Below are 26,251 nucleotides of genomic sequence, written 5' to 3'. Positions count from 1 at the left end.
CCTATTTCTTATCGGGCTCGGCCTTGCCCCGCGGCACAAGCACCTCGTCGATCAGGCCCCATTCCTTCGCCTCTTCCGGCGACATGAACCGGTCCCGTTCCAGTGCCTCCTCGACCTCTTCCAGCGTCCTGCCGGTATGGGCCACGTAAATCTCGTTCAGGCGGCGCTTCAGCTTTTCGGTCTCGCGGGCGTGGATCAGGATATCGGTCGCCTGCCCCCGGAAGCCGCCCGAGGGCTGGTGCACCATCACCCGGCTGTTGGGCAGCGAATGGCGCAGGCCCGGCTCGCCCGCGGCCAGCAGAAGCGAGCCCATCGAGGCGGCCTGCCCGACCACCAGCGTCGAGACGCGCGGGCGGATATACTGCATCGTGTCATAGATCGACAGGCCCGAGGTCACCACGCCGCCGGGGCTGTTGATGTACATGCTGATATCCTTGGTCGGGTTCTCCGCCTCAAGGAACAGCAATTGCGCGCAGATCAGCGTCGACATGCCGTCATGGACCGGCCCCGAGACGAAGATGATGCGCTCCTTCAGCAACCGCGAGAAGATGTCATAGGCACGTTCCCCGCGCGAGGTCTGCTCGACCACCATGGGAACAAGGGTGTTCATGTAGAATTCTGCCGGATCGCTCATCGTCTTTCCTTGCCTCAAATATCCCTGTTCCCGCGATTCGTCCGGGCTTGAATCCCTGTCTTAGTCGCGAAAGGTTGACAGAGTCTTAGTAACCGGCAAGGTCCGCCGCAAGGTATGGATCGCAAAACGGCCAGAGGCATCCCGGCCGTGATGACGCAGGAGGCAGATGTGAAGCTGATCGTGGGGTTGGGAAATCCGGGCGCGAAATACACCGCCAACCGCCACAATATCGGCTTCATGGCGGTGGACCGGATCGCCGCCGATCACGGTTTAGGCCCGTGGAAGGCGCGGTTTCAGGGGCTTGCGGCCGAGGGGCGCCTGGGCGAGGCCCGGGTGACGCTGCTGAAGCCGCAGGGTTTCATGAACCTCTCGGGCCAGGCCGTGGGCGAGGCCATGCGTTATCTGAAACTGGCGCCCGAAGACGTGACCGTGCTGCATGACGAACTGGATCTGGCGCCCGGGAAATGCCGCGTGAAGCGCGGCGGCGGTCATGCCGGGCATAACGGGCTGCGCTCGATCCATCAGCATATCGGCGCCGAATACGACCGGGTGCGGCTGGGGATCGGCCATCCCGGCCACAAGGACCGGGTCGCGGGCTATGTGCTGTCGGATTTCGCCAAGGCCGATCAGGACTGGCTTGACGACCTGTTGCGCGGAGTTTCCGACGGCGCAGCGGCGCTGGCCTCGGGCGATCACGGCCGGTTCCAGAACGCCGTCGCCGCGCGCACCGCGCCCGCCCGCAGCGGCACCGGCGACCGGCCGCCCGAGGCGCGGCCGGCACAGTCCAAACCTGATCCAAAACCGAAGCCCGGCAAGGCAGGCCCCGACACGCCGCCGCAACCCGCCAGTCTCGCCGACCGGCTGCGTGCCCTGACCGAGCGCTTCAAATGAGCGAGGCGCGGGTCCGCGCGGCCTTTCTCGATCAGGCCAAGGCCTGCCGGGCGCTTGGCTCGCCCTTCACCGCCGATCTGTGCGCTTCGCTGGCGGATGATCTCAAGGCCGGTCAGGGCGCGGTTGCCGCGAAGGTTCTGGGCTGGACCGGCGATCCGTCCGCGCGGGCGGATTCGGTGCCGCTGCGCCTGTGCGGCGGCCTGCATGCGCTGGTCCTGACCGGCGCCGACGCCGCCTTGACCGAAAGCTATCACGCGAGGCAGGTCGACCGCGCGGCGATCCTCGCGGCACTGGTCGCGCATGAGGCGATGCTGATGGGCTGGCTGGACAGCCCGCCGCAGACCAACGAGGTCGCGCGTTCGGCCGCGATCATCGCCGCGGCGCGATTCGCATCCGGCCTGTCGCCGCTGCCGATCAGGGCGCTTGAACTGGGGGCCTCGGCCGGGCTGAACCTGAATTTCCATCGCTATCACCTGCAGGCGCAGGACCGGCCGCCCCCCGCGCCCTCACACCATCAGCCCGAGGGCCGGGCGGACGGGCAGGCGGTGGTGCTGACCCCGCACTGGCAAGGAGAGGTGCCGGGCGGAACGCTGCGCGTGGCTTCGGCCGAAGGGGTCGATCTGCGGCCGCTGGATGCGCGGCGGGACGGGCTGCGGCTGATGGCCTATTGCTGGGCCGATCAGGACCTGCGGCTGGCGCGGCTGCGGGCGGCGCTGGAACTGGCGCGGGATTATCCGCCGCAGGTCGCGGCGGGCGATGCCGGCGACTGGCTGGCCGAAAGGCTGGCGCAGCCCGCGCCGGGGCGGCTGACGCTGGTCTATCACACGATCGCGGCGCAGTATTTCCCGCCGGCGACACAGGCTGCATGCGAGGCCGCCCTGGCGCGGGCGGGGGCGGCGGCCTCGCCGGATGCGGCGCTGGCCCATTTCGCCATGGAGGCGGATGGCGGCGACGGCGCGGCCCTGACCCTGCGCGTCTGGGACGGATCGCCGCGAGGCTGGCGGCTGGGCCGGGCCGATTTCCACGGCCGCTGGATCCGCTGGGCGCCCGTTCCGAACTGAGGGCTTGGCGGCGGGCCGGGCAACGGCTAGCCTTGAGAAAGAACCGGGAGGGCCGGATGGAGCCATCCGTGAACGTGCTTGGCGGGCGGCTTGAGCCCTGCTCGAAGGACCCGATAACCGGGTTCTATCGCAATGGCTGCTGCGATACCGGGCCGGAGGACGGCGGCAGCCACACCGTCTGCGTGATCGTCACGGCCGAATTCCTCGCCATGTCGGCCTATCTGGGCAATGATCTGACGACGCCACGGCCCGAATTCCTGTTTCCGGGGCTGAAACCCGGGGATCGCTGGTGCCTTTGCGCGGCGCGCTTTCTGCAGGCGGCACAGGAATATGCCGCCCCTCGGGTCGTGCTGGAGGCGACCCATGCCCGGGCCCTGTCCATCGTGCCGCTGGAACTGCTGCGCGCCCATGCCGTGACCGATCCGCAGGGCTAGCCGGCCCGATCGGCCCTACCGTCGCGCCGCGATCCCCGCTAGTCTCAGGGCATGGACACGAGCCCGCATCCCGCCCCCTGCCCCGAACTGCCGAAGCCGCGCAGCTTCTGGCAGCGCATCGCCGACCGGCTGGCGGCGTTGCTGGGCCGTGCGCCTGCGGCGACGCCGCCGGAACGCTCGGTCGCCTTCACCATCGCGGTGATCGCGCTCGGGGCCAAGCTGGCCAAGGCCGATGGCACCGTCGCCCGGGCCGAGGTCGCGGCCTTCCGCCGGCTGTTCATCATCCCGCGCTCCGAGGAAAAGAACGCCGCGCGGGTCTTCGATCTGGCCCGGCAGGACGTTGCCGGCTTCGATTCCTGGGCGCGCCGGATCGCGGCGATGTTTCCCTCCGGCGATCCGGTGCTGGGCGACGTGCTGGAGGGGCTGTGCATCATCGCCGTTGCCGATGGCAGGATGCACGAGGCCGAGATCATCTTCATCGACGAGGTCGGACGCATCTTCGGCATGCCGCCCGCCCGCATCGCCGCGATCCGCGCCCGGCACGATCCGGCCGCCGGCTGCCCGCCCTGCGAGGTGCTGGGGATCGAGGCCGACACGCCGCTGGCCGACGCCCGCAAGCGCTGGCGCGAGCTGATCCGCGAGGCCCATCCCGACCGCGCCATCGCCCGCGGCCTGCCGCCCGAGGCCGTGCGCCTGGCCGAGGCACGCACCCGCAGCCTGAACGAGGCGTGGGAACGGTTCCGGGCCATGCATCAGGGGCCCGACCCGAAGCCGGCCAGCCCTGCCTGACGCCAAGGCCCCGCCGTCATCGGCCCGGTTGCAGGGGCCGAACTGGCTTGCGCCATGGCCCGCAAGACCCCATCTTCGGGCCATGACCTGTCGCACCCTTGCCCTGACCGCCTGTATCCTCGCCCTGCCCCTCGGCGCGGCGCCGGTTCAGGCGCAGACCGAATATGAACCGCCGCTGGCCGAGGACATCCCCGAGGCCGAAGACGGGCTGAGCCTGATCGAACGCGGCATCGGCGCCTTCATGGAGGAATTCTGGCAGGATGTCGGCCCCGACCTGAACCAGTTGGGCGAAAGCATGTCATCCTCGCTGTCGCGCATGACCCCGGTTCTCGAGGATCTGTCGGCGCTGATCGACGATCTGGGCAATTACCAGGCGCCCGAGCGGCTGGAAGGCGGCGATATCATCATCCGCCGCAAGCCCGGAGCACCACCCCCGCCGGTGATCGGCGAGGGGCTGCGCGACGCCCCGGCACCGGATGGCGACGGATTACCCGCCATCCCGCGCGATCCCTATGCGCCCGAGGTCGAGCTTTGATCCGGCGCCTCGGCGGCAATCGGGTTCACATCCCCGATCAGGCGCCGATGGCGGCGCGATTCGGCCACCGCCTCCTCGAAAAGTGAGATGCCCTTGCCCTCCAGCGCCGGGATCAGCCGCAGGAAGGCCTCGGCCGTGGCCACGGTGTCGCCCATCGCGGTGTGACGGTCCTCGGGCGGGATGGTGATCCCCAGCCGCTCGGTCAGCGCGTCCAGCGTATGCGGCACCGACTGCCCCCAGACCATCGCCGACAGCAGCACCGTGTCCAGCACGCGATTGTCGAAATGCGCCCCGGTCTCGGGCGCGGCATTGCGCAGAAGCCCCATGTCGAAGGGCGCGTTATGGGCGATCAGCACCGCGTCCTCGGTAAAGTGGTGGAAGGCGGTCAGCGCGGCGGTCATGTCGGGGGCATCCGCCACCATGGCGTCAGAGATATGGTGGATCTCGGTCGTGCCGGGCGGGATCGGGCGGCCCGGATTGACCAGCGTCTCGAAGCGTTCGCCGGTCAGGCGGCCACGGGCGATGCGAACCCCGGCAATCTGGACGATGCGATCCTCGGTCGGCGACAGGCCGGTGGTTTCGGTGTCGAAGACGACGCAGGTCAGATCCGCCAGCCGCGACGAGGCCGCGCCGCGGCTGGCCAGCGCGAAATCATAGGTCAGCCCTGCTGCGTCCGACTGGCCCGGCGCCAGCCGCAAGGGCAGGATCAGCCGGGCCGTGCCGTTCCGGGCCTCGGGCCAGATGCCGCTGCCATGCGTGGCCAGGATATCGGCGCCGGACTGGTCGGGCTGGCCGGCATCGGGGGGCTGCGACAGCCAGCCCTCCAGCCGGTCCATCGACACCGCCCCGCCCTGCCATTCCAGCAGCAGATGCGCCTCGCCCGGCTCGTCCAGCCCGACCCGCAGGGCGGGGGCCAGCCCATCCCCGCGCAGTTGCCCGTCCAGATGCCGCAGCAGCGCGTTCATCGGCCCGGCCTCGGCCAGCACCGAGAGGCGCGGCAGGTCGCCGGCATGGTCCATCCCGGTGGCCAGTTCGGCCATCGTGGCGCGCCCGGCCGGCGCATCCTCGGCCATGATCTCGGACAGCCGCCGCATGGCCGCGGCCAGCCCCTGCCCTTCGTCGCGGATCGCCTGCGCCAGCGCCGGCGGCATCGGCCCCTCCAGCGCGTCCAGCATCGGCACCAGCGTCGCGGCATGGCGGCGCAACGATTCCAGCACATCGCGCGGCGCCGGCCGTTCGCGGGCCCGGTCGCGCAGGATCAGCAGGGTGCCGCCGTCGATCCGGCGCATGCGCCCGGCCAGCCGCTCGCCCTCGGAAGTCAGGCAGATCAGGTCGGTCGCCTCGACGCCGGTTTCCAGCCGGGCGGCGGCGGCTTCCAGCGCGCCCGGCACGATGTGACGTTCCAGCGGCCGGTCCAGCCCGAGGCCCGGCAGCAGCCGCGCTGCCGAGGCATTGTAGAACACCACCCGGCCCTTGGCATCGGTCATCACCGCGCCGGCGCCGAAATCGGCGAGAATCGATTCCAGCGTCGCCTTTTCGCGGGCCAGATCGGCGGCATGTTCCTGCACCGCCTCGGCCAGCGCCTCGGCCGAGCGGGCGCGCGCCTCGGCGGCGTCGCGGGCGGCCGGGCCGAGATCGGCCAGATAGCGGGATTCGCCAGGATCGGGCGCCTGCCCGGTGCGCAGCCCGCCGGCCAATGCCTCGATGGGGCGCGCGACGTTGCGGTCGAACAGGAACCAGACGCCGGTGACCAGCCCCAGCGTGCCGAACCCGGCGATCAGCCCGGCCTGCAGCATCGGGTCCAGCCATGTTTCAGCGCCAAGGCCGCTGGCCGCCAGCCGTCGCGCCTCGACCCACAGCCCCAGCCCGATCATGGCCAGCACCGCCGCCGCCAGCCCGGCAAAGATCAGCAGGACGCGCAGCCGCAGCGGCAGGCCGGTCAGCATGGCTTCTCCAGCAGCCGCGCCATCTCGCTGCGAAGTTCGGACAGTTCGAACGGCTTGGCGATAAAGCCGTCGGCGCCAAGCGCCAGCCCCTTGCGCCGTTCCACGACCGAGCCGCGCGCGGTCATCATCAGCACCCGGACATCGGCCAGCGACGGATCGGCGCGCACGTCCTGCACGATCTGGTAGCCCGAGACATCGGGCAGCATCACGTCCAGCAGCACCAGATCGGGACGGGTCTCGCGGATACGCGCCACCGCGCCCGCCCCGGTCGCCATGCGGTCATGGCGATGGCCTTCGCGCGTCAGCAGGAAATCCAGCGCGACGGCAATATTGTCCTCATCCTCGATCACCAGAATTTCGGCCATTGTCTCCCTCCCCCTGACAGACGGCGGCATAGGCCGGATCCTCCGGCCCCGCCTCCGTCCATTCGCCGCGCGCCGGGCGGATCATCCCCCGGCCGCAGTCGAATTCCTGCGGCACGACCAGCGTCTGGTCGCGCCGCTCGACCAGCATGATCTGCGCCTGGCGCACCGCGCCCTCGCCGGCGCTGATCGTCGCCGGATCAAGTGCCGCGAAACGCACCTCAACCGGCACCAGATAGGTCCAGGGTGCCCAGGGCTGGCTGTCGCGTCCGACCAGCAGCACCTGGGCATCGGCGGGCAGCCTCCCCACTGCCCGCCCGAACCAAGCGTAATCGTTCCAGACCGAATAGCCGATCATCGCCAGCCCGATCCCCGCCGGCAGCAGCCAGCGCGGCAGGTCCAGCCCGGCCTTGCGCAGCGCATGCAGCCCGGCATAGAGCAGCGCCGCCATGCCGATCCCGACCGCGATCACCCCCAGAAGTTCGACACCCACACCCGTCATCCCAGCATCCCCTTGCCATGTCCCACGGCCGATTGCATGCCGCGTACCACCACGAAGGCGTCGCGCAGGTGGCTGCGCTCGAAATCCGGCAGATCGGCGGGGGAAAGATAATTGTCGGGCTTGCGGCCCGCGCGGATCAGTTGCGCCTGACTGTCCAGCCGCATGGTCTGGATCAGGTCATAGGCGGCGATCAGGTCGCGCGCGCCACCGGCCGAGATGACGCCCTTCGCCTCGGCCTCCTCCAGCCGGCTGCGGGTGTTCACCGGCACCAGCCGCCCCTGCAGCGCATAGACGCGGGCCAGATCGGTGACCGGCACGACCCCGTTATGCTTCATGTCGATATGATGGCGATGCTCGCCCGAGCGGATCGTGGCAAAGCCGCCGATCAGCCCCAGAGGCGGGCGGTGCTTCAGCGAGTTCGAGACCATATGGGCCACGAAGATCGAGTTCTTGGCCGCCATCTGCAGGGTGTCGCGCTGCAGATCCTCCAGCAGCCCGGCATCGCCGCCGATGGCGCGCAGGTCGAACATGACCGAGGCCAGCATCTGCGCCTCGGGGCTGGGGTGGTCGATCCAGTCGCGGAAATAGCCGCGCCAGACCTCGCGCGGCTGGCGCCAGCGCGGGTTGGTGGCCATCATGTCGCCGGGGCAATAGACATAGCCGCATTCGTTCAGCCCGTCGCTGACAAGGCGGGCCATCTCTTCGAAATAGGGATGTTTCGGATCGGTGCCCTCGGCCAGGATCAGGCAGTTGTCCTGATCGCTGACCCCGGTCTGTTCCTGCCGGCCCTGACTGCCGCAGGCCGCCCAGAGCCAGGCGGCGGGCGCCGGACCCAGCTTCGCCACCGCCATGTCCAGAAGCCGCCGCGTGACGGCGTCAGCGATGTCGGTGATCATCCGGGTGATCACCTCGTGGCGCTGATGGCCGCGCACCAGATGCAGCAGCAGTTCGGGGATCCGCGCCGTCGTCTGGGCCATCTCGGCCACGGTCTCGGCCATGGCCGCGTCCCGGATCAGGGCCGAGGCGCTGACCGCCTGCACCCGCGTCAGGTCGGTCTGGCTGATCATGCCGACGAAACGCCCCTCATCGACCACCGGCAGGTGCCCGACCCGGCGTTCCAGCATGATGTTCAGCACGTCATAGCCGAGCGCCGAGGGCGGCAGGGTGATCGGGTCGGCGGTCATCACCGCGCGCACCGGGTGGCGCATGTCGCGGCCCTCGGCCACGACCCGGTTCGACATGTCGCGGATGGTGACCAGCCCGATCAGGCGCTCGCCCTCGGTGATGCCGAGGCTGCTGACGCGGGCATCGCGCATCAGCCGCGCCGCCTCGATGATCGGCGTGTCGGGGCCGCAGCTTTGCGGGTTGCGATGCAGCAGGTCGCCGACCTTCAGCATGGCGATCTCGGTGCCGCGATCGACCGGGCCGCGGCCGCGATCGAAGAAGCGCGCGACGGCGCTATGGTTCTGGATCAGCCGCACCACCTCGGATCGCGGCAGCATCAGCACCACCGAGTCCTCGTCCGTCGCGGCCGAGGTGACCGCCACCCCGTCGCGCAGCAGGCCGCGTTCGCCGAACGAATTGCGCGGTCCCAGTTCCGAGACGGAATCGCCGTTGCGGTCGGTGACGCGGATGCGGCCGCGCTCGATCAGGAAGATGCCGGGCAAGAGGTCGCCGGCATGATAGATCTCGGTGCCGGCGGGATAGGTCCTGCGGCTGAAGGAGCTGGCGACGCGCGCCAGTTCGTCCCGCGACAGGCTGTCATAGGGGTGGACCGTGGCAATGAAATCGGCGGTCTCGGACATCCCTGACATTCCCCCGGATTGCGAAAGGTGCCGCGCCCCGGCAGGGGGCGCGGCGCTATTTTGTGTCAGTGGGCGACGGCGTCGCCGGCACCGCGCGGAACGCGGATCGATTCGACCAGTTCCTGCACCTCGACCGGCGGCTCTTCGGTCGCGTTCGACACCACATAGGCGACACCGAAGTTGATCAGCGCGCCGACCACCCCGAAGGAGGCGGGCGAGATGCCGAACAGCCAGTTCGCAGCCGTGTCGGCCAGCAGGTTGGTATCGGCGATGAAGAACCAGCCCTTGTAGGTGAAGATATAGACCAGCGTCGAGATGATGCCGGCCAGCATCCCCCAGATCGCGCCCTGCTTGTTGATGCGCTTCGAGAAGATGCCCATCATCAGAACCGGGAAGATCGAGGATGCGGCAAGGCCGAAGGCCAGCGCCACGGTCTGCGCCGCAAAGCCCGGCGGGTTCAGACCGAGGATCGTTGCCACCAGGATCGACACCGCCATCGAGACGCGGGCCGCGAACAGCTCGCCCTTCTCGCTGATGCCGGGGTTGATCGCGCCCTTGATCAGGTCGTGGCTGACCGCGCCCGAGATCGCCAGCAGAAGACCCGCGGCGGTGGACAGCGCGGCGGCCAGACCGCCCGCGGCCACGATGGCGATGACCCAGCCCGGCAGGTTGGCGATTTCGGGATTGGCCAGCACCATGATGTCGTTGTTCACGGTGGTCAGCTCGTTCCCGACCAGTCCCTGCTCGGCGATGACGGCGGCCAGAGGCTCGTTGGCGGCGCCCGCTTCGTTATAGTACTGGATCAGACCGTCGCCGTTCTTGTCTTCCCAGTTCAGCAGGCCGGTGACCTGCCAGTTGCGCATCCACTGCTTGTCGGCGTCGTTCTGGATCGCGTCCAGCGACACGGCCGACTGGCTGAAGGTTTCGCCCGAATGGGCACCCGGCCACATGGTCGCGGTCAGGTTGAAGCGCGACATCGCACCCACCGCCGGAGCAACGGTGTAAAGCAGCGCGATGAAGACCAGCGCCCAGCCGGCCGACTTGCGCGCATCCGACACCTTCGGCACGGTGAAGAAGCGGATGATGACATGCGGCAGACCCGCGGTGCCGATCATCAGCGCCAGGGTGAACAGCACCATGTCCAAGGTCGACTTGTGATGCCCGGTATAGGACGTGAAGCCCAGATCCGTCACCACCTGGTCCAGCGTGGTCAGGAACTTGCCACCACCGTCGTTCAGGGTGCCGAACAGCCCGGTCTGCGGCAGGACATGACCGGTCAGCTGCATGGCGATGAAGACCGCCGGGATCGTATAGGCGATGATCAGCACGACATATTGGGCGACCTGCGTATAGGTGATGCCCTTCATGCCGCCCAGGACCGCATAGCAGAACACCAGCGCCGCGCCGATCCACAGGCCGGTCGAGTTCGACACTTCCAGATAGCGCGAGAAGGTCACGCCGACGCCGGTCATCTGGCCGATCACATAGGTGATCGAGATCACCAGCAGACAGACCACGCCGATGATCCGCGCGGTCTGCGAATAGAAGCGGTCGCCGATGAATTCGGGGACGGTGAACTTGCCGAACTTGCGCAGATAGGGCGCCAGCAGCATCGCCAGCAGCACATAGCCGCCGGTCCAGCCCATCAGATAGGTCGAGTTGTCAAAGCCGGTGAAGGCAATGAGGCCCGCCATCGAGATGAAGCTGGCCGCCGACATCCAGTCCGCGGCGGTGGCCATGCCGTTCATGACCGGGCTGACGCCGCGGTTGGCGGCATAGAATTCCGCCGTCGAGCCGGCGCGGGCCCAGATCGCGATGCCGATATAGATGGCAAAGGACAGGCCGATGAAGATCAGGTTAAGCGTAAACTGGCTCATGGGTCAGTCCTCCTCATTCGTCCACGCCATGGTCGCGGTCGAGCTTGTTCATCCGCGCGGCGTAGAAGAAAATCAGCACGATGAAGACCAGGATCGACCCCTGCTGGGCGAACCAGAAGCCCAGATCGGTACCGCCGATCCGGATGCCCTCGACCAGCGGCCGCAGGATGATCCCGAAGCCATAGGACACCAGCGCCCAGATGACCATGCAGACATAGATAATCCTCAGATTTGCCTGCCAGTATGCATTCGATGATTGCCTGTCACTCATGTCCGTCGGACCCTCCCTAGTGTTTCAGACTCGTCCCTCATTCCGCCCTTGAATTGGGTACAGCATCCCGGTTCCCGGCGGAGAGGCCGGGATGCGATAGCGGGGCCGCAAGGCAGCCCCGTATTCCGGTCGGCAGATCAGCCGCGGTTCATGCGGTTGTCGATCAACTCGTCCACGACCTCGGGCTCGGCCAGGGTCGAGATGTCGCCCAGGGCCCCGTAATCGTTCTCGGCGATCTTGCGCAGGATACGGCGCATGATCTTGCCCGAGCGGGTCTTGGGCATGCCCGGCGCCCACTGGATCAGGTCGGGGCTGGCAATCGGGCCGATCTCGCCGCGGACCCATTTCACCAGTTCGGTGCGCAGCTCCTCGGTCGGCTCGATCCCGTTCATCAGCGTGACATAGGCATAGATGCCCTGCCCCTTCACCGGATGCGGATAGCCGACGACGGCGGCCTCGGCGACCTTCTCATGGGCGACCAGCGCCGATTCCACCTCGGCCGTGCCCATGCGGTGCCCCGAGACGTTGATCACGTCATCGACACGCCCGGTGATCCAGTAATAGCCGTCCTCGTCACGGCGGCAGCCGTCGCCCGTGAAGTAATAGCCCGGATATTGCTGGAAATAGGTTTCCATGAAGCGCTGGTGATCGCCCCAGACGGTGCGCATCTGCCCCGGCCAGCTGTCGGCGATGCACAGCACGCCCTCGGCCGGGTCACCCTCGATCAGCTCGGCGGTGCTGGCGTCGAGGATCGCCGGCTTGACGCCGAAGAAGGGCAGCGTGGCCGAGCCGGGCTTGGTTTCCACGGCACCGGGCAGCGGCGTGATCATGTGGCCACCGGTCTCGGTCTGCCACCAGGTATCGACGATCGGGCATTTGCCCTTGCCGACATGGTCGTTGTACCAGTGCCAGGCCTCGGGGTTGATCGGCTCGCCCACCGTGCCCAGCAGGCGCAGGCTGGACAGGTCGTGCTTCTCGACGAATTCGGAACCCTTGCCCATCAGCGCCCGGATCGCGGTCGGCGCGGTGTAGAACTGGTTGACCTTGTGCTTGGCGCAGACTTCCCAGAAGCGGCCGGCATCGGGCCAGGTCGGCACGCCCTCGAACATCACCGTCGTCGCGCCATTGGCCAGCGGGCCATAGATGATATAGCTGTGGCCGGTGACCCAGCCGACATCCGCCGTGCACCAGAAGATGTCGCCATCCTTGTAGTCGAAGACGTATTGATGGGTCATCGCGGCGAAGACCAGATAGCCGCCGGTGGAATGCACCACGCCCTTCGGCTTGCCGGTCGAGCCCGAGGTATAGAGGACGAACAGCGGATCCTCGGCATTCATCGGCCGGGGCGGGCAGTCCGGGCTGACATGCTTCATCTGCTCCTTCACGTCGACATCGCGGCCCTGGACCCAGGTGGTCTGGTCGCCGGTATGCTTGACCACAAGGCAGCGCACCCGGTCCGAGCAGTGCAGCAGCGCCGCGTCGGTGTTGGATTTCAGCGCGGTGCGCCGTCCGCCGCGCGGCGCGGTATCGGCGGTGATCACCACCTTGGCGCCGGAATCGTTGATCCGGTTGGCCAGCGCGTCGGGCGAGAAGCCGGCGAATACGATGGAATGGATGGCGCCGATCCGGGCACAGGCCAGCATCGCATAGGCGGCCTCGGGGATCATCGGCAGGTAGATGACCACACGGTCGCCGCGCATCACGCCCTGGCTCAGCAGGACATTGGCCATCCGGTTCACGCTCTCGGACAGCTGCGCATAGGTGATGTGCTGCGCCGGCGTCCGGGGATCGTCGGGCTCGAAGATGATGGCGGTCTGGTTCGCACGGGCCGGAAGATGGCGGTCGACGCAGTTCACGCTGGCATTCAGGATGCCATCCTCGAACCACTTGATGCTGACCTCACCGAAGTTGAAATTGGTGTTCTTGACCTTGGAATAGGGATGGATCCAGTCCAGCCGCAGACCCTCGCGCCCCCAGAAGCCCTCGGGATCGTCCATCGATTCGGCATAGAGCCGGCGGTAGTCCTCGACCCCGGCATGGGCCTGTTCGAAGCCCGCGGGAATGGCGTGTTTTTCAACGGTTTCTGTGCTCATGAAGTCCCCTCCTCAGCAGTATGATCGCAACCTGACGGCTTTCGCCGCAGCCCGGCAAACGAAGGTGCTTGCCCGCCTTGGGGGAATGTTAACCACAAACCAGACAAAATGTTAAGTGATTTTTATATAACGATAATTTTGTAAATTTATTCACGGATTTATCACTGTTCTTGTAAACCGTTCACAACCTTGTCAGCCGACGGAACCGGCCTCCCTCTCGGCTGCGGTTTTTTCCGCCGCCCGCCCCTTGCCATTGGCCCGGCCGCGCGCGAGCATGGCGGCATGAGCAAGTCACCCATCCGCAATACCGACGATCTGGCCCGCGGCACCGCGCGCGGATTGCTGGACGGAATGTGTCACGCCACGCTGGCGGTGATCGACCCGGAAACCGGCCATCCGCATCTGTCCCGCATCCTCTGCCAGACCGATGCCGACGGCCAGCCGATGGCCCTGCTGGCCGGCCTCGCCACCCACAGCCGCGCGCTGGCCGCCGATCCCCGCGCCGGGCTTCTGGTCGAAAATACCCAGCCCAAGGGCGATCCGATGACCTGGCCGCGGCTGTCCTTGCAGGTCACGGCCAGCCAGTTGCCCTCGACACCCGAACGGCGGGAACGCTGGCTGGAACGCCATCCGCGTTCGCAGCTGTTCCTCGGCCTGCCCGACTTCGCCTTCTGGCAGCTGACCCCGCTGGGCGGATTGCTGAACGCGGGTTTCGGCGCGGCCTTCCGGCTGACACCGGCGGATCTGGCCCTGCCCGCAAACGAAACATCGCCGCAGGGCTGACCCTGCGGCGACATCTTTCCTTGCAATTGGCTGGTCGCGGCGGCGCTATTGCGGGCGATCCATGCGCGCATAGACGCAGACGCTGCCCTTGACCGGCTTCGACCAGTTCAGCCGGATCTGGCGCTTGGACGATCCGACATGCGTCTGCACCCAGGGCATGGCGTCCAGCCGGCTGCCGCTGTTGTCGATGATCGGCGCCTCGGACACCACCGACTGCACCGATTTCGCCCAGGCCTGGAACGGCAGCCCCTCGATCACCGGCAGGGTCCAGCTGTTCGAGGTGCTGTTCTGGACATGCTGGATCATCAGCGGATTCGAGACATAGTTCGAGACGCCATTGAAGGTGTTGCCCTCGAACTGGACGTTCCGCATGTTGTTATAGTCCAGATCAGCGATCGAGGTATCGACCCGCTCGACCCGGTCGATCTGGTTGTAGAGCGCCTTGAAGACATTGCCGACCACCGACAGGCCGTGGACGAAATGGCCGCTGCCATAGGGCTTGACCGTCAGCCAGGTGAACCAGGGCACGGTCTTGCTGCACAGGCAGGTATTGCCCGAGATGGTCAGCCCGCCAAAGCTGAACTCGTTACCGGTGAAATCGGGATAGGCGCTGTGTTCGTTGGTCCATTCGACCGAGGCATTGTCGATGTAATTGCCCGAGATCGTGGTCTGGACGTTCTTCTGCGTCAGCACCAGCCCGGCATAGCGCAACCCGTCGCTGGCATTGTCGCCCTGGAACCAGTGATTGCCGGTGATGATATGCCCGCCGCCATGGGCGACCATGAAATGCGCGAACCGGACAAAGCGGTTGTTGCGCATCTTCACGTCATTGCCGTTCACGTTGATGGCGATGGTGTTGCGCTGCTGGGCCGGCAGGCTCATCTCGTTCGACAGGAACTGGCAGCGGTCGACCAGCATGTCCTGACAGCCCCGCCCGATCGAGGTGATGGCGCGGTCCTTCGGCCGGGTCACATAGCAGTCGCGGACAGCGATCATCTCGCCCTTGGCGGGCAGCATCAGGCAGCTTGCGACGCCGTTGCAGTTGATGTCCAGATCGACGAAGTTCAGCCGGTCGACCTGATCGACGCCCGAGAAATCGAAGATATAGCGATAGCGTTCAAAGCTGTAGCTGCGCGTGCCGGCACCGCCGTAAAGTGGCTGCGACAGGCTTAGCCAGCCCTGGGCGACGTTCTTGCCGTTCACATAGACCTCACGGCCGACCCCGTTGCCGATCACCCGGCTGCCGATCTCGATCGCGGCCACATTGGCGACATTGGTCAGCCGCCCCGGTGTCGCCGGGTCATAGGTCGCCTGGCTGGTCCAATTGCCGGTCAGCCAGGCCGGCCCGTCCACCGCCAGAAGGCTGCCATTGCTGATCACCCGACGGTTCGAGAAATCGCCAAGGCCGGGCGCGAGGGCGTCGATGACCAGCGGCTCGTCGATCTCGACCCGGCGGCCGCACAGATCCAGCGTGACATGGTCGGTATAGCCGAACAGCGCCTGCAGCGCCTTCTTCATGCCCAGCGTCTCATTGCCGAAGGCATCGGCATAGGTCGGGAAGTCAAAGCTCTGCAGGAAGGCGATGCGGGTCGAAGCCGGCGCCGTCAGCCGCCCCTTGAAGCGGATCGGGCTGTTGATCGCCAGATCGCCCTGGATGAGGAAATTGCCCTCGGGCACAAGCACCCAGCCACCATTGGCGGCCTGGTCGGCGGCCAGGAAGGCGGCGCGGTCATTGGTCACGCCGTCGCCCACCGCGCCGTAGTCGCGCACATCGACCCAGTCGATCAGCGAGGGAACGAAGGCCGCGCTGACATCCTCGATCCGGACCGATTCGATCCGGACGGCGCCGCCATTGGTGCCCACCAGATCCAGCCCGAAATGCCCATAGACCGGCCGGGTGCCCCAGCTCATGTCCACGCCGCCGCGCGCACCGACACCGACGATGGCGCTGATCTCGACGACCTTGCCGATCGTGTCCAGCGGCACGGTCGGCCCGGTTTCGGGCAGGCCGGTGACATGGTTGCGCGCCCCGTCTCCGGCCCAGCCGGCGATGCGCGCGCTGCAGGGCACCCCGGCCACCAGCTTCAGCCGGGCCGAGACGCGCAGATAGACCCCCGCGATCATCGGCGTCTCGCCCATGAAGCGGATGCTGGTCGTCGTCTGCTGCTTGAAGATCTCAAGGCAGGCGCCGAAATCCTGATCGGACGGGTTGATGCCGCCAGTGCCGCCGCTGGCCCAGGTGGCGCTGCCCGGCGTGCCATTGGTCCGCGACCATGCGTTCAGTCCCGCCCGGAAGGCCGGCGGCATCAGCAATAGGCCGTTGGTGATCGCTATGTTCATTCCCTATCTCCCATGACGGAACAGAAACGGGCCCGACACACGACCCCGCATGAGGCCTGAAGAGATAGTTGATGAAAGGTTAAGGCCGGCCAAAGGCAGCGTCCGGCGCAACACGACCGAGGCGCAACAGGGGCGCCAGCCTGCACGTGCGCAGGGGGCCGCGCGACCCCCTGTCCACGTCTTACGCGGTCGGCGGCGCCTCGGCGACCAGCCCCCCGGTCAGGGCGCGTTCGATCAGCAGGCGCGTCTCATCGACGCCGTAAAGCGCGATGAAGCCGCCGAATCGCGGCCCCTGATCGGCGCCCAGCAGCACCTGATAGAGGGCCCCGAACCAGTCGCGCAGCGGCTCGAACCCGTGTTCGCGGCCGATGGCGAAGACCATGGATTGCAGCGCCTCGGGATCGGCCGGCTGGTCCCAGGCCGCAAGGCGGCCGGCCAGATCCTCCATCGCGCGCCGCTCGACCTCGCTCGGCAGGCGGAACTCGCGGGTGGGGGCGACGAAATCGTTGAAATAGCGCACGGCGAAGCCGGCGCCCTGATCCAGACCGGGATGGGTCTCGGGGCTGGCCTCGGGGGCATAGCGGCGCATGAAGCCCCAGAGCCCGTCCCTGTCCTTGGCACCCGCCACCGAGGCGAGGTTCAGCAGCATCTGGAACGGCACCACCATGTCGGATTGCGGCACCTCGCCGCCATGGATGTGCCAGACCGGATTGGCCAGTTGCTGCTCGGGCGTCTGATCGGGATAGGCGCGCAGCTGCTGGTGATATTCGTCCACCGCCTTGGGGATCACGTCGAAATGCATCCGCTTGGCCGTCTTCGGCTTCTGATACATGAAATAGGACAGGCTTTCGGTCGCGGCATAGGTCAGCCATTCGTCGATGGAAAGCCCGTTACCCTTTGATTTGCTGATCTTCTGGCCGTGCTGATCGAGGAACAGCTCATAGGTGAAATGCTCGGGTTTGCGGCCGCCCAGGATCTCGCAGATGCCGTCATAGATCGGCGTATTGGTGCTGTGATCCTTGCCATACATCTCGAAATCGACATCCAGCGCCGCCCAGCGGGCGCCGAAATCGGGCTTCCATTGCAGTTTGACCTGCCCGCCGGTGACCGGCAACACCATCTCCTGCCCGTCCTCGTCGTCGAAGGTGATGGTGCCGGCCTTCGCATCGACATGCTTGATCGGCACATAGAGGACGCGCCCGGACTTCGGATCGATCGGCAGGAAGCAGCTGTAGGTCTGCTGCCGCTCCTCGCGCAGCGAGGCCAGCATCACCTCCATGATCGCGTCGTATCTCTCGGCCGCGCGCAGCAGCGTTTCGTCAAACTGGCCCGATTTGTAGAACTCGGTGGCGCTGACGAACTCGTACTGGAAGCCGAAGGTGTCGAGGAAACGGCGCAGCATGGCGTTGTTATGCGCGCCGAAGCTGTCATATTCGCCGAAGGGATCGGGCACCGTGGTCAGTGGTTCCTGCAGATGCGCGCGCAACATCTCTTGCTGGGGCACGTTGTCGGGCACCTTGCGCATCCCGTCCATGTCGTCGGAAAAGCAGATCAGCCGGGTCGGGATGTCGCTGATGATCTCGAAGGCGCGGCGGATCATGGTGGTCCGCGCCACCTCGCCGAAGGTGCCGATATGCGGCAGGCCCGAGGGGCCATAGCCCGTCTCGAACAGCACATATCCCTTTTCGGGATCCTTCCTGGCATAGCGTTTCAGCACCCGGCGCGCCTCTTCGAACGGCCAGGCCTTCGAGGTCATTGCGGCATCGCGCAGGGTGGTCATCGCGTCTACTCCTGTTTCAAGGCTACGACGCCTTATTGAAAGCGCATGGAATCGTCAATAATTTGCACCCCATTCAGGACGGAGACCTACACATGACCGCAGAACTGCCCTCCCTTTCGCCCTGCGACGCGCTGGTGGCGGTCATGGTGGCCGTCTCGGCCTCGGATGAGACGATGCGCACCTCCGAGCTGGTGGCGATCCAGCGCAACGTCGATCATGCCCCGGTCTTTGCCGAATATGACGTCGACCGGATCCGCGCGATCAGCCAGACGGTCATTTCGCTGTTCGAGGACGAGGACGGGATCGACGCCCTGTTCGGACTGATCCGCGACGCCCTGCCCGAGAAGCTTTACGAGACGGCCTATGCGCTGGCCTGCGATGTCGGCGCGGCCGACGGGCGGCTTTACGAGGGCGAGATCGTCATGCTGGCCGAGATCCGGCACCAGTTGAACATCTCGCGCCTGCATGCCGCCGCGATCGAGCTGTCGGCGCAGGTCCGGCACCGGGTGCTGTAACCTCACAGATAGCGCGCGACCCAGCCGGTCAGGATATCGCGCTGCAACCGCTTGGCAGCCTTGGTCCAGCCGATCACGCCGGCCGGCAGTTCCTGCCCGCTGGTCGCGGCATGGCGGGGGCTGTCGGCGCAGAGGATGGCGAAGCCGGCCGTGCCGCCGCCCGGCACGTTCAGGTGACCGGCAAGGTTCGAGACGAAGTTCAGCGTGCCGGTCTTGGCCATGACATCGAAGCCCCGCGCCGGCATCGCCCCCAGATCCTCGTCCAGCGGATCGCGTTTCAGCAAGGGCGTCAGTGTCGCGGCGCCCTGCGCCAGCGTCAGTGCCCGCGCCAGCCCCTCGGCGGTGACCCGGCTGTCACCGGCAAGCCCCGAATGGTCGGCCAGTCGGAACCCTTCGGCCAGACCCTGATCGCGCAACCAGCCCTGCATCGCCGCGGCCGAGGCGGCAATGCCTGCGGCCCCGCTGGCCTGCAACCCGATCACCTCGGCGGTAAGATTGGTCGAGTAATACAGCATGTCGCGCAGCAACTCGCTGAGTGGCGGGCTTTCAAGCGAGGCGATCTCGGTTCCCGCAGGCAGTTCCTCGATCACCTCGGGCGTGGGCAGCACCAGCCCCTTGGCGCGGCACAGCGTCTGGAACACGTCGCCGGCATAAAGCTCGGGCTTGCGCACCGGCAGCCAGCGGCTGCCCGGCCGCGCCACCGCCGAACGCGCGACGGTCCAGTATTCGCGCAGCGGCTCGGCGCGATAGGTGAACAACTCGCGCTGATCGCCGGCCTGCGCGCTGATCGTATAGGCGCGGGGCGAATTGGCCGCGGCCCGCGCCTCGAGCGACATCTGCACGCCGCCATTCGCGCGGCGCCAGCCCAGATGCACCCGGTTGAAATTCAGGATCATCCCCGACAGGGTCGGGTTATAGGCCAGATGATCGGCCTGTTCGGGCGCGATCTCGGCCAGCCGCGGCAGGGCCCCGCCCCAGACGGCGAAACGGGCGGGCGCGGGCTGCCCGCTGGCCACCAGATCCGCGGCCAGCGCGGCCAGCCCGTCGCTGCTCAGGACCGGATCGCCGCCGCCGGCCAGCACCAGCATGTCGCCCGCCACCAGCACCCGGGTGCGAAAGCGATAGCCCTGCCCCAGCCGGTCCAGCGCATAAAGCGCGGTCAGCACCTTCATCGTGCTGGCCGGCGGCAGTGATGCCGCCCCGGCGCCGCCATCCAGCAGCGCGCCGCTCTGCGGATCGACCAGCGCATAGCCGACCGTTCCGGGCAGATCGGCGGCCGCAATGCTGCGCGCCGCATCCGGCAGCGGCCGCGCCGGCGGCCGCTGCGCCAGCCCGCCACCGGTCAGCGCCCATCCCTGCGCGGCGGGGATGGCGGCCATTGCCGCCGACAGGAAGGCACGCCGGCCAAGTTTCGTCATCTCGTCTCCCGCCTGACTGCGGCATGTCTGGCCGCGCGAATCGCCGTGGAAGACTGCCACGACATCGGCAGGTTGATCAAAACCCAGGCGGGTGCGGGCACGCTCGCCAGAAGCGACGCCCGCGCCTGCGGCAGGCGCCAGCGCCGCATGATCTGCGCCGCGACCGCATTGCGCGCCGCGATGCGCGAGCCCGGCCGGGCCAGGACCCCGATCGGCACCGCCTCCGCAATCTCGCGCCAGCGATCCCAGCGGTGGAACTGACACAGGTTGTCCGAGCCCATCAGCCAGACGAAGCGGACCCCCGGATAGTGCCGGCGCAAGGCTGCAATGGTGTCGGCGGTCATGCGCGTTCCCAGCCTTGCCTCGATATCGGTGACCACCACCGCCGGGTCGTCCAGCATGCGCCGGGCGGTGGCGATCCGCTCGGCCATCGGGGCCGGGCCCTGCGCCTTCAGCGGATTGCCGGGCGAGACCAGCCACCAGACCCGATCCAGCCGGAACCGGCGCCGCGCCTCTTCGGTGATATGCACATGCCCGGCATGGGCGGGATCGAACGATCCACCCAGAAGCCCGATCCGCATGCCCGGGCGCGCAATGGGAAATTCCGCAACCATCCCTTTCGATTAGAACATCCTGCAGGCCAAGCCAATCGGCGGCAGAGCCGCATGAAAACCCGCGACGGCCCGGTGCCGCCGGTCACAGGCCCTGCGTCTCGCCCGTCAGCGGGGCCGTCAGGATCGTGACCCGCCCCCGCCCTTCGCGCTTGGACCGGTAAAGCGCGGCATCCGCGTCAAGCAGCATCCGTTCAAGCGGCTGGTCGCGATAGTTGCGCGACAGGACGATCCCCACGCTGGCCGAAACCCTGCAGCCGTCGGCCCCATCGCTCAGGACCGACTCGATTCCCGCGATGATCCGCCGCGCCAGGCGTTCAAGGCCGGCCACATCCTCGAACCGGCGCAGGATCAGCACGAATTCATCGCCGCCGACCCGCGCCGCGGTATCATCGCTGCGAATCACGTCGCCCAATACCCGCGCCACATGGCACAGGACACGGTCGCCCTCGGCATGTCCCAGCAGGTCGTTGACCGCCTTGAAATGATCCAGATCCAAATGCGCCAGCGCGAATCCGTCGCGGTCGCCGGCGCGCAATCCGGTCAGCGTCCGTGCCTCGGACAGCGCCAGTTCGAGGCCGCGGCGGTTGTGCAGCCCGGTCAGCGGGTCGGTATGCGCCTGCGCCTCGGCGACATCGCGCGCCACCTCCAGCTGGCTGTTGAAATGCGACAACTCCCCCAGCACGCCACCCATCGCCTCGCGCATGAACAGCAGTTCCATGGCCAGTTCGGGCGGCGCGAAATCCCGGTCGGTCAACCCGGCCGCGCGCACCGCATCCGGCAGGCCGATCCCGAAGCCCAGATTCACAAGCACCGCGTCCCGCCCCGCCGGCACGGCATGGCCGCGCAGGTTCAGGCAGGGCGTTTGCCGCATGCGCAGAAACAGCCGCTCGCCATCCGAGGCCGCGCCGAGGATGACGGCAACGAGGTCTTCATTGCCGCCGGGCCTGCCATTCGAGAAGCCATCGGCGACATGGCGCATCCCGGGCGTGACCAGCTTGCGCAGCGTCGGCCCGACCGACAGGACGCGACCACCGGCCTGGATCAGCAGATGCATCGGCAATATCCGGTCCATCGCCCCGGACGAAATGCCAGGCAGCAGGCCCGAGGGTTCCATCAGCGCAGCCCGGCGGCGTTCGGGACATCGCCCTGTTCCAGATGAAAGTCGCGCCCCTCGGCGAAGGATGCCTCGGGGATCTGCACCTGAACCGCGCGCCCCCCGACCGCGACCAGCCCGAGGGCGCCATAGTCATCCGCCATGGCCCGCAGCAACCCGCCGAGGATCGCGCACCAGGCCGGGGCCAGGGGATCCAGCAGCAGCCGCATGGTGCCATCTTCCTCGCGCTCGACCCGTATTCTCGGCATCTCCAGATCGGGGATGACGAAATGCGCCCGGTCGGGCAATTCCTCGAGGCTGAGGACGAAATCCGCGAAATCCCGGCCGGAAAACCGCAGCAGCCTGCGGATCGCCTCGCGGCGGGCAAGCCAGGCGCCCAGATCCTCGTAAAGCTCACCCTCGGGCTTTTCGAGGATCGCCCCGGCCGCCGCGATCATCCGCTCGGCCCCGCCGGGCAGGCGGCCGGCCGGTGCCGCAGCAGCGACCTGTTCCACCGCACAGGAAATCTCGACCTGCCGCCACAGGTTTGCGCCATAGGTATCGCGCAAGAATTCCTCGACCGCCCGAACAACCAGTCTGTGCATGATCCACCTCTGTTCGGATCAGGCTAGCGCGGAAGAATGAAGAAAGCGGAAACGCCGCCGGGGCCAGGGCGCCGGTCAGCCGGCCTCCCAGCCATAGCTGCCCGGCCCGGCCAGTGCCACCCGGGCGGCCAGCAGATCCTGCGGACGGCAGCCGATGGCGCGCGCGGCCTCCAGCACGCGCGCATCATCCTCCAGAAGGAAGTCCAGCGCCTGCAGCCCGGCCTCGGGGCGCGCGGCAAGTTGCCGCAGGTCATCGGCCTTGAGGCCCGTGGCCGCCATGAAACCCGCGATCAGTTCCGGCTGCCGGATCACATGCAGAAAGGCGTTCATCGCCAGGTCCTGCGCCTGTGCGGCGGAAAAGCTCATTGGATCACTTCCTTTCCTGAGTCGGCGGAAACCGGCCGGCCGGCTTCCTGTCGAAACCCTTTATTAAGAAATTGCTGAAAGGGTCCATCCGAACGAGGACCTGAATCGAATGGGGCAGATGATGACCGCACGCATCCTGGTGGCTGACGGCGTGGCGACGACGCGGATCAGGCTGAAGGTGCGGCTGGCCGCGGCCTGTTATGACGTCATTACGGTTGAAACGCCCGAGAGGTTGCGGATGCGAGCCCTGGCGGATCGCCCCGACCTGATCGTTCTGGGCGAGGGCTTCGCCGCCCCCGGCCCGATCGAAATCTGCAAGCGGCTGCAGGGTGACCGCGATCTGGCGGCGATTCCGGTCCTGATGCTGGCCGGGGCTGCCGGCAGGCTCGATGCGCTGCGCGCCGGGGCCGCGGCGGTGCTGTCTGTCGATGTCGATGAACAGATGCTTCTGGCCCGGATCCGCGGATTGCTGCGCGATGCCGAAAGCGACATCGAGTTGCAGTCGGCCCTTGCCGAGGCACCAACGGCCTTCGTCGCCCCCTCCGCCCGCATCGAGATCGCACTTGTCGCCGACAGCCCGGCGCGGGCCCTGCGCTGGCGTCACCTGTTGCGGGACCGGCTGTCCTGCAGGTTCTCGATCCACAACCCGGAAGAGGCGCTGGCGGCGGCAGCGTCAGGCCGGGCGGCCGCGCTCTACCTGATCGCCGCCGATATCGAGGGCCGCGGCGACGGGCTGCGCCTGATGTCCGAACTGCGCTCGCGCAGCGGATCGCGCGATTCGGCCTTCGTCATCGCGACCACGCCCGAGAGGGACGAGTTGTCGGCGGTCGCGCTGGATCTGGGGGCCGGCGACGTGCTGCCCATCGACCTTGGCGGCGGTGGTGGGATCGAGAGCACGGTGCTGGCGCTGCAGGCGCAGCTGTCGCGCAAGAAGCAGGGCGACCGGCGCCGGGCCGAGCTGCGGCGCAACATGATGTGGGCGATGACCGATCCGCTGACCGGGCTGCATAACCGCCGCTATGCCCTGCCGCGGCTGGCCGAGACGGTCGGCAATGCCCGGCGCGACCGGCTGCCCTTCGCCGTGCTGCTGCTGGATCTGGATCGGTTCAAGCGGGTCAACGACCTTCACGGCCATGCCGCCGGCGACGCCGTGCTGCGCGAGGTCGCGCGGCGGCTGGAAACCGTCATCGGCCCGCAGGGGATCGCCGCGCGGCTGGGCGGCGAGGAATTTCTGGCGATCCTGCCCGGGGCGGATGAGGCGGCGGCCTATCGCTGTGCCGAAGATCTGCGCCGGGCGGTCGAGGCGCAACCCATTCCGCTGCCGGATCTGTCCGGGGGCGGCTCTGTGCATGTCACCCTGTCGGTCGGCGTCGCCACCGGCCGACCCTGCCAAGAAGGGCTGCGCCCCGACCAGCTGGCCGAATGGTCGCTTGAACGCGCGGACCGGGCGCTGATGCTGGCCAAGTCCCATGGTCGCAACCGGGTCATGCTGGCCCAGACCGAACACGCGGCCTGAACCTTCCCGCCAGATCCTCGCCCGCCGGGGCTGGCGAAACCGGCATTCCGACACTAGATTGTGGCGGCGCGACGTCATCCGGCGTCCGGCCCATGCATGGAGGCGCCCGATGCCACAAGCCCTGATGTCCCGCGGATCGACCGCAACCCCGGAGACCGAGCGCCCGACCGGGCAGGCGATGTGGCGCGGCACCCGCGGGTACTGCCCGGCCTGCGGCGAGGGCCGGCTGTTCCGCGGATATCTGAAGGTTGCCGATCACTGCCCGACCTGCGCCGAGGAACTGCATCACCAGCGCGCCGATGACGGCCCGGCCTACCTGACCATCCTGCTGGTCTCGCATCTGGGCGCGCCGCTGCTGCTGGCCAGCTATATCGCCTGGCGGCCCTCGGCGGCGACCATGATCCTCAGCTTCGGCCTCGGCGCCATCGTGCTGTCCCTGTTGCTGCTACCGCGCATCAAGGGGGCGATGGTCGGGTTGCAATGGGCGCGGCGGATGCACGGCTTCGGCGACGCCCCCGAACCCGCGACGACATGAATTCCCCTGCCGATCCGCCGATCCGCGACGCGGCGACCATGATCCTGCTGCGGCGCGCGGCCTCGGGTGCCTCGGTGCTGATGGGGATGCGCGGCGCCAAGGCCGTGTTCATGCCATCGAAATACGTCTTTCCGGGCGGCGCCGTCGATGCCGAGGATGCGGGTGCGCCGCTGGCCCGCAAGCTGGCCGAGCCGCATCTCCGCCGGCTTGGCGCCGAGCCGCGCGAGGGTGCGGGCAGCAATCCCGACGCCATCGCGGCCGCCGCACTGCGCGAACTGGCCGAGGAAACCGGGCTGCTGATCGGCCAGACGGGCGGTCCGCGCAGCCCGTGGCCGGGCTATGCCGAAACCGGCCTCGGCCCGGACGCTTCAACGCTGTCCTATGTCTTCCGCGCGATCACCCCGCCGGGCCGGCCGCGCCGCTTTGACGCGCATTTCTTCGTCGCTGACGCCGCCGCGATTTCCGGCGACCCCGAGGATTTCGGCCGCGCCTGCGATGAACTGTCGCATCTGCACTGGGTGCCGCTGACCGAGGCGCGGGCGCTGAACCTGCCCTTCATCACCGAGGTGGTTCTGGCCGAGGTGGCCGAACTGGTGGGGTCGGTCGCGCATGACGCGCCCCTGCCCCTGCCGGATACGGTTCCCTTCTTCGACAATCGCGGCCCCTCGCCGCGCTTTTCGCAGATCGTCTGATCAGCGCCCGATAAAGCGCGGCTTGCGCTTTTCGAGGAACGCCGCCACGCCCTCGCGAAAATCGCTGCTGCGCCCGGCCTGCCCCTGCAGCCGCGCCTCCAGGGCCAGTTGCCCGTCCAGATCGTTGTCGAACGAGGCCGAGACCGCCTCGCGGACGGCGCAATAGGCCAAGGTCGGCCCCTGCGCCAGATGGCGCGCGCGCGCGGCGACGCCCTCGGCGAAAGCCTCATCCGGAAACGCCTCCCAGATCAGCCCCCAATCGGCCGCCTGCCGGGCCGGGATCGCATCGGCAAACAGCATCATGCCCATGGCGCGCGCGCCCCCGACCGCACGCGGGATCGCCCAGGTTCCGCCCGCATCCGGAATCAGGCCGATCCGGGTGAACGCCTGGATGAAATTGGCGCTTTCAGCCGCGATGACCACATCGGCCACCAGCGCCAGATTGGCCCCGGCCCCGGCGGCGGTGCCGTTCACCGCCGAGATCACCGGCACGGGCGCGTTGCGCACCGCATGCAGCATCGGCTCGTATTCGTCGCGCAGCGTCGCCTCGAGGTCCAGTTCCTCGCCCGCATCGCTCAGATCCTGGCCCGAGCAGAAGGCCCGCCCGTTCCCGGTCAGCACCACGCAGCGCACCTCGGCGTCAAGCGTGGTCAGCGCTTGGGTGATCTCGGCCCGCATGCGGCTGTTCAGCGCGTTCATCATCTGCGGACGGTCGAGAGTCAGCGTGGCAATTCCGTCGCTTACCCCGAACTGGATGGTTTCGTAGCTCATGGCATCTCCCCTGTTTGGGAGGC

General features: G+C 67.7%; 26 protein-coding genes. 10 read left to right on the top strand and 16 right to left on the bottom strand.

Going from position 1 to position 26,251, the window contains the following annotated elements:
* Nucleotide 1: 1 nt before the first annotated feature.
* Nucleotides 2–634 carry an ATP-dependent Clp protease proteolytic subunit gene (locus KNW02_RS04240; RefSeq protein ID WP_216032025.1) on the bottom strand — a complete coding sequence of 211 codons (633 nt, stop codon included), beginning with the start codon at nt 632–634 and terminating at the stop codon, nt 2–4.
* 168 nt (nt 635–802) lie between these two features.
* Between KNW02_RS04240 and pth the strand changes: the two genes are divergently transcribed.
* From pth to KNW02_RS04215, 5 genes are all read left to right on the top strand, one after another.
* On the top strand, nt 803–1,525 hold the full coding sequence (gene pth / locus KNW02_RS04235; RefSeq protein WP_216032075.1) for an aminoacyl-tRNA hydrolase: 723 nt from the start codon (nt 803–805) through the stop codon (nt 1,523–1,525).
* Nucleotides 1,522–2,586 (top strand): DUF2332 domain-containing protein, encoded by a 1,065-nt coding sequence (locus KNW02_RS04230; protein ID WP_216032024.1) that lies wholly within the window; start codon nt 1,522–1,524, stop codon nt 2,584–2,586. Before pth ends, KNW02_RS04230 begins: the two co-directional genes overlap by 4 nt.
* A 56-nt stretch (nt 2,587–2,642) precedes the next feature.
* Nucleotides 2,643–3,020, top strand: a complete 378-nt coding sequence (locus KNW02_RS04225) for a DUF2237 family protein (RefSeq protein WP_216032074.1) — start codon at nt 2,643–2,645, stop codon at nt 3,018–3,020.
* Between the two features lie 51 nt (nt 3,021–3,071).
* Nucleotides 3,072–3,809 (top strand): molecular chaperone DjiA, encoded by a 738-nt coding sequence (locus KNW02_RS04220; protein ID WP_216032023.1) that lies wholly within the window; start codon nt 3,072–3,074, stop codon nt 3,807–3,809.
* Nucleotides 3,810–3,891: 82 nt separating this feature from the next.
* Nucleotides 3,892–4,344, top strand: coding sequence for a hypothetical protein (locus tag KNW02_RS04215; RefSeq protein WP_216032022.1), 453 nt, complete (start codon nt 3,892–3,894; stop codon nt 4,342–4,344).
* Here the strand turns inward: KNW02_RS04215 and KNW02_RS04210 are convergent.
* The 7 genes from KNW02_RS04210 to acs form a co-directional block, all read right to left on the bottom strand.
* Complete coding sequence (locus tag KNW02_RS04210) at nt 4,320–6,290, bottom strand: 3'-5' exonuclease (protein ID WP_216032021.1); 1,971 nt, start codon at nt 6,288–6,290, stop codon at nt 4,320–4,322. The two genes, KNW02_RS04215 and KNW02_RS04210, sit on opposite strands and share 25 nt — an antisense overlap.
* Nucleotides 6,284–6,655, bottom strand: a complete 372-nt coding sequence (locus tag KNW02_RS04205) for a response regulator transcription factor (protein ID WP_216032020.1) — start codon at nt 6,653–6,655, stop codon at nt 6,284–6,286. Before KNW02_RS04205 ends, KNW02_RS04210 begins: the two co-directional genes overlap by 7 nt.
* On the bottom strand, nt 6,627–7,154 hold the full coding sequence (locus tag KNW02_RS04200) for a hypothetical protein (RefSeq protein WP_216032019.1): 528 nt from the start codon (nt 7,152–7,154) through the stop codon (nt 6,627–6,629). The genes KNW02_RS04205 and KNW02_RS04200 overlap by 29 nt, the downstream gene beginning before the upstream one ends.
* Nucleotides 7,151–8,968 carry a DUF294 nucleotidyltransferase-like domain-containing protein gene (locus KNW02_RS04195; protein WP_431356738.1) on the bottom strand — a complete coding sequence of 606 codons (1,818 nt, stop codon included), beginning with the start codon at nt 8,966–8,968 and terminating at the stop codon, nt 7,151–7,153. Before KNW02_RS04195 ends, KNW02_RS04200 begins: the two co-directional genes overlap by 4 nt.
* A gap of 56 nt (nt 8,969–9,024) precedes the next feature.
* A complete protein-coding gene (locus tag KNW02_RS04190) occupies nt 9,025–10,836 on the bottom strand; it encodes a sodium:solute symporter family protein (protein WP_216032017.1) in 1,812 nt (603 codons plus the stop codon).
* A 13-nt stretch (nt 10,837–10,849) separates the two neighbouring features.
* Nucleotides 10,850–11,107, bottom strand: coding sequence for a DUF4212 domain-containing protein (locus KNW02_RS04185; RefSeq protein ID WP_216032016.1), 258 nt, complete (start codon nt 11,105–11,107; stop codon nt 10,850–10,852).
* A gap of 137 nt (nt 11,108–11,244) precedes the next feature.
* Nucleotides 11,245–13,200 (bottom strand): acetate--CoA ligase, encoded by a 1,956-nt coding sequence (gene acs / locus KNW02_RS04180; protein WP_216032015.1) that lies wholly within the window; start codon nt 13,198–13,200, stop codon nt 11,245–11,247.
* A gap of 282 nt (nt 13,201–13,482) precedes the next feature.
* On the opposite strand from acs, the gene KNW02_RS04175 reads away from it, so the two are divergent.
* Nucleotides 13,483–13,983: a HugZ family pyridoxamine 5'-phosphate oxidase gene (locus tag KNW02_RS04175; protein ID WP_216032014.1), complete on the top strand. Its 501-nt coding sequence runs from the start codon at nt 13,483–13,485 to the stop codon at nt 13,981–13,983.
* Nucleotides 13,984–14,028: 45 nt separating this feature from the next.
* Here the strand turns inward: KNW02_RS04175 and KNW02_RS04170 are convergent, their stop codons facing one another.
* On the bottom strand, nt 14,029–16,323 hold the full coding sequence (locus KNW02_RS04170) for a glycosyl hydrolase family 28-related protein (protein ID WP_216032013.1): 2,295 nt from the start codon (nt 16,321–16,323) through the stop codon (nt 14,029–14,031).
* A 181-nt stretch (nt 16,324–16,504) separates the two neighbouring features.
* Nucleotides 16,505–18,103, bottom strand: a complete 1,599-nt coding sequence (locus tag KNW02_RS04165; RefSeq protein ID WP_216032012.1) for a lysine--tRNA ligase — start codon at nt 18,101–18,103, stop codon at nt 16,505–16,507.
* Nucleotides 18,104–18,195: 92 nt separating this feature from the next.
* Here KNW02_RS04165 and KNW02_RS04160 point away from each other — a divergent pair, with 92 nt between their 5' ends.
* Complete coding sequence (locus KNW02_RS04160; RefSeq protein ID WP_216032011.1) at nt 18,196–18,618, top strand: tellurite resistance TerB family protein; 423 nt, start codon at nt 18,196–18,198, stop codon at nt 18,616–18,618.
* Between the two features lie 2 nt (nt 18,619–18,620).
* Here the strand turns inward: KNW02_RS04160 and KNW02_RS04155 are convergent, their stop codons facing one another.
* The 5 genes from KNW02_RS04155 to KNW02_RS04135 all read right to left on the bottom strand — a co-directional run bounded on the left by KNW02_RS04155 (nt 18,621) and on the right by KNW02_RS04135 (nt 22,714).
* Entirely contained in the window at nt 18,621–20,036 is a 1,416-nt protein-coding gene (locus KNW02_RS04155; protein ID WP_216032010.1) for a D-alanyl-D-alanine carboxypeptidase, read from the bottom strand.
* The gene (locus tag KNW02_RS04150) at nt 20,033–20,650 is read right to left on the bottom strand and encodes a nicotinate-nucleotide adenylyltransferase (protein WP_216032009.1); all 618 of its coding nucleotides are present in this window, start codon (nt 20,648–20,650) and stop codon (nt 20,033–20,035) included. Before KNW02_RS04150 ends, KNW02_RS04155 begins: the two co-directional genes overlap by 4 nt.
* Before the next feature lie 82 nt (nt 20,651–20,732).
* The gene (locus tag KNW02_RS04145) at nt 20,733–21,704 is read right to left on the bottom strand and encodes a GGDEF domain-containing protein (RefSeq protein WP_252733435.1); all 972 of its coding nucleotides are present in this window, start codon (nt 21,702–21,704) and stop codon (nt 20,733–20,735) included.
* A 59-nt stretch (nt 21,705–21,763) separates the two neighbouring features.
* Nucleotides 21,764–22,348, bottom strand: coding sequence for a heme NO-binding domain-containing protein (locus tag KNW02_RS04140; RefSeq protein WP_216032007.1), 585 nt, complete (start codon nt 22,346–22,348; stop codon nt 21,764–21,766).
* A gap of 75 nt (nt 22,349–22,423) precedes the next feature.
* Nucleotides 22,424–22,714, bottom strand: coding sequence for a DUF3572 family protein (locus KNW02_RS04135; protein WP_216032006.1), 291 nt, complete (start codon nt 22,712–22,714; stop codon nt 22,424–22,426).
* Nucleotides 22,715–22,835: 121 nt separating this feature from the next.
* On the opposite strand from KNW02_RS04135, the gene KNW02_RS04130 reads away from it, so the two are divergent.
* The 3 genes from KNW02_RS04130 (at nt 22,836) to KNW02_RS04120 (ending at nt 25,457) form a co-directional block, all read left to right on the top strand.
* Nucleotides 22,836–24,230 carry a diguanylate cyclase gene (locus KNW02_RS04130; protein WP_216032005.1) on the top strand — a complete coding sequence of 465 codons (1,395 nt, stop codon included), beginning with the start codon at nt 22,836–22,838 and terminating at the stop codon, nt 24,228–24,230.
* Nucleotides 24,231–24,339: 109 nt separating this feature from the next.
* The gene (locus KNW02_RS04125) at nt 24,340–24,765 is read left to right on the top strand and encodes a DUF983 domain-containing protein (RefSeq protein ID WP_252733434.1); all 426 of its coding nucleotides are present in this window, start codon (nt 24,340–24,342) and stop codon (nt 24,763–24,765) included.
* Complete coding sequence (locus KNW02_RS04120) at nt 24,762–25,457, top strand: NUDIX hydrolase (protein WP_216032004.1); 696 nt, start codon at nt 24,762–24,764, stop codon at nt 25,455–25,457. Before KNW02_RS04125 ends, KNW02_RS04120 begins: the two co-directional genes overlap by 4 nt.
* Here KNW02_RS04120 and KNW02_RS04115 read toward each other — a convergent pair whose 3' ends face one another.
* Nucleotides 25,458–26,228 (bottom strand): enoyl-CoA hydratase-related protein, encoded by a 771-nt coding sequence (locus KNW02_RS04115; RefSeq protein WP_216032003.1) that lies wholly within the window; start codon nt 26,226–26,228, stop codon nt 25,458–25,460.
* Nucleotides 26,229–26,251 lie beyond the last annotated feature (23 nt).

Origin of the sequence: Paracoccus marinaquae (genome assembly GCF_018860165.1) — a bacterium.
GTDB classification, from domain to species: Bacteria; Pseudomonadota; Alphaproteobacteria; order Rhodobacterales; family Rhodobacteraceae; genus Paracoccus; species Paracoccus marinaquae.
This window is presented reverse-complemented; position numbering and strand designations above follow the sequence as displayed.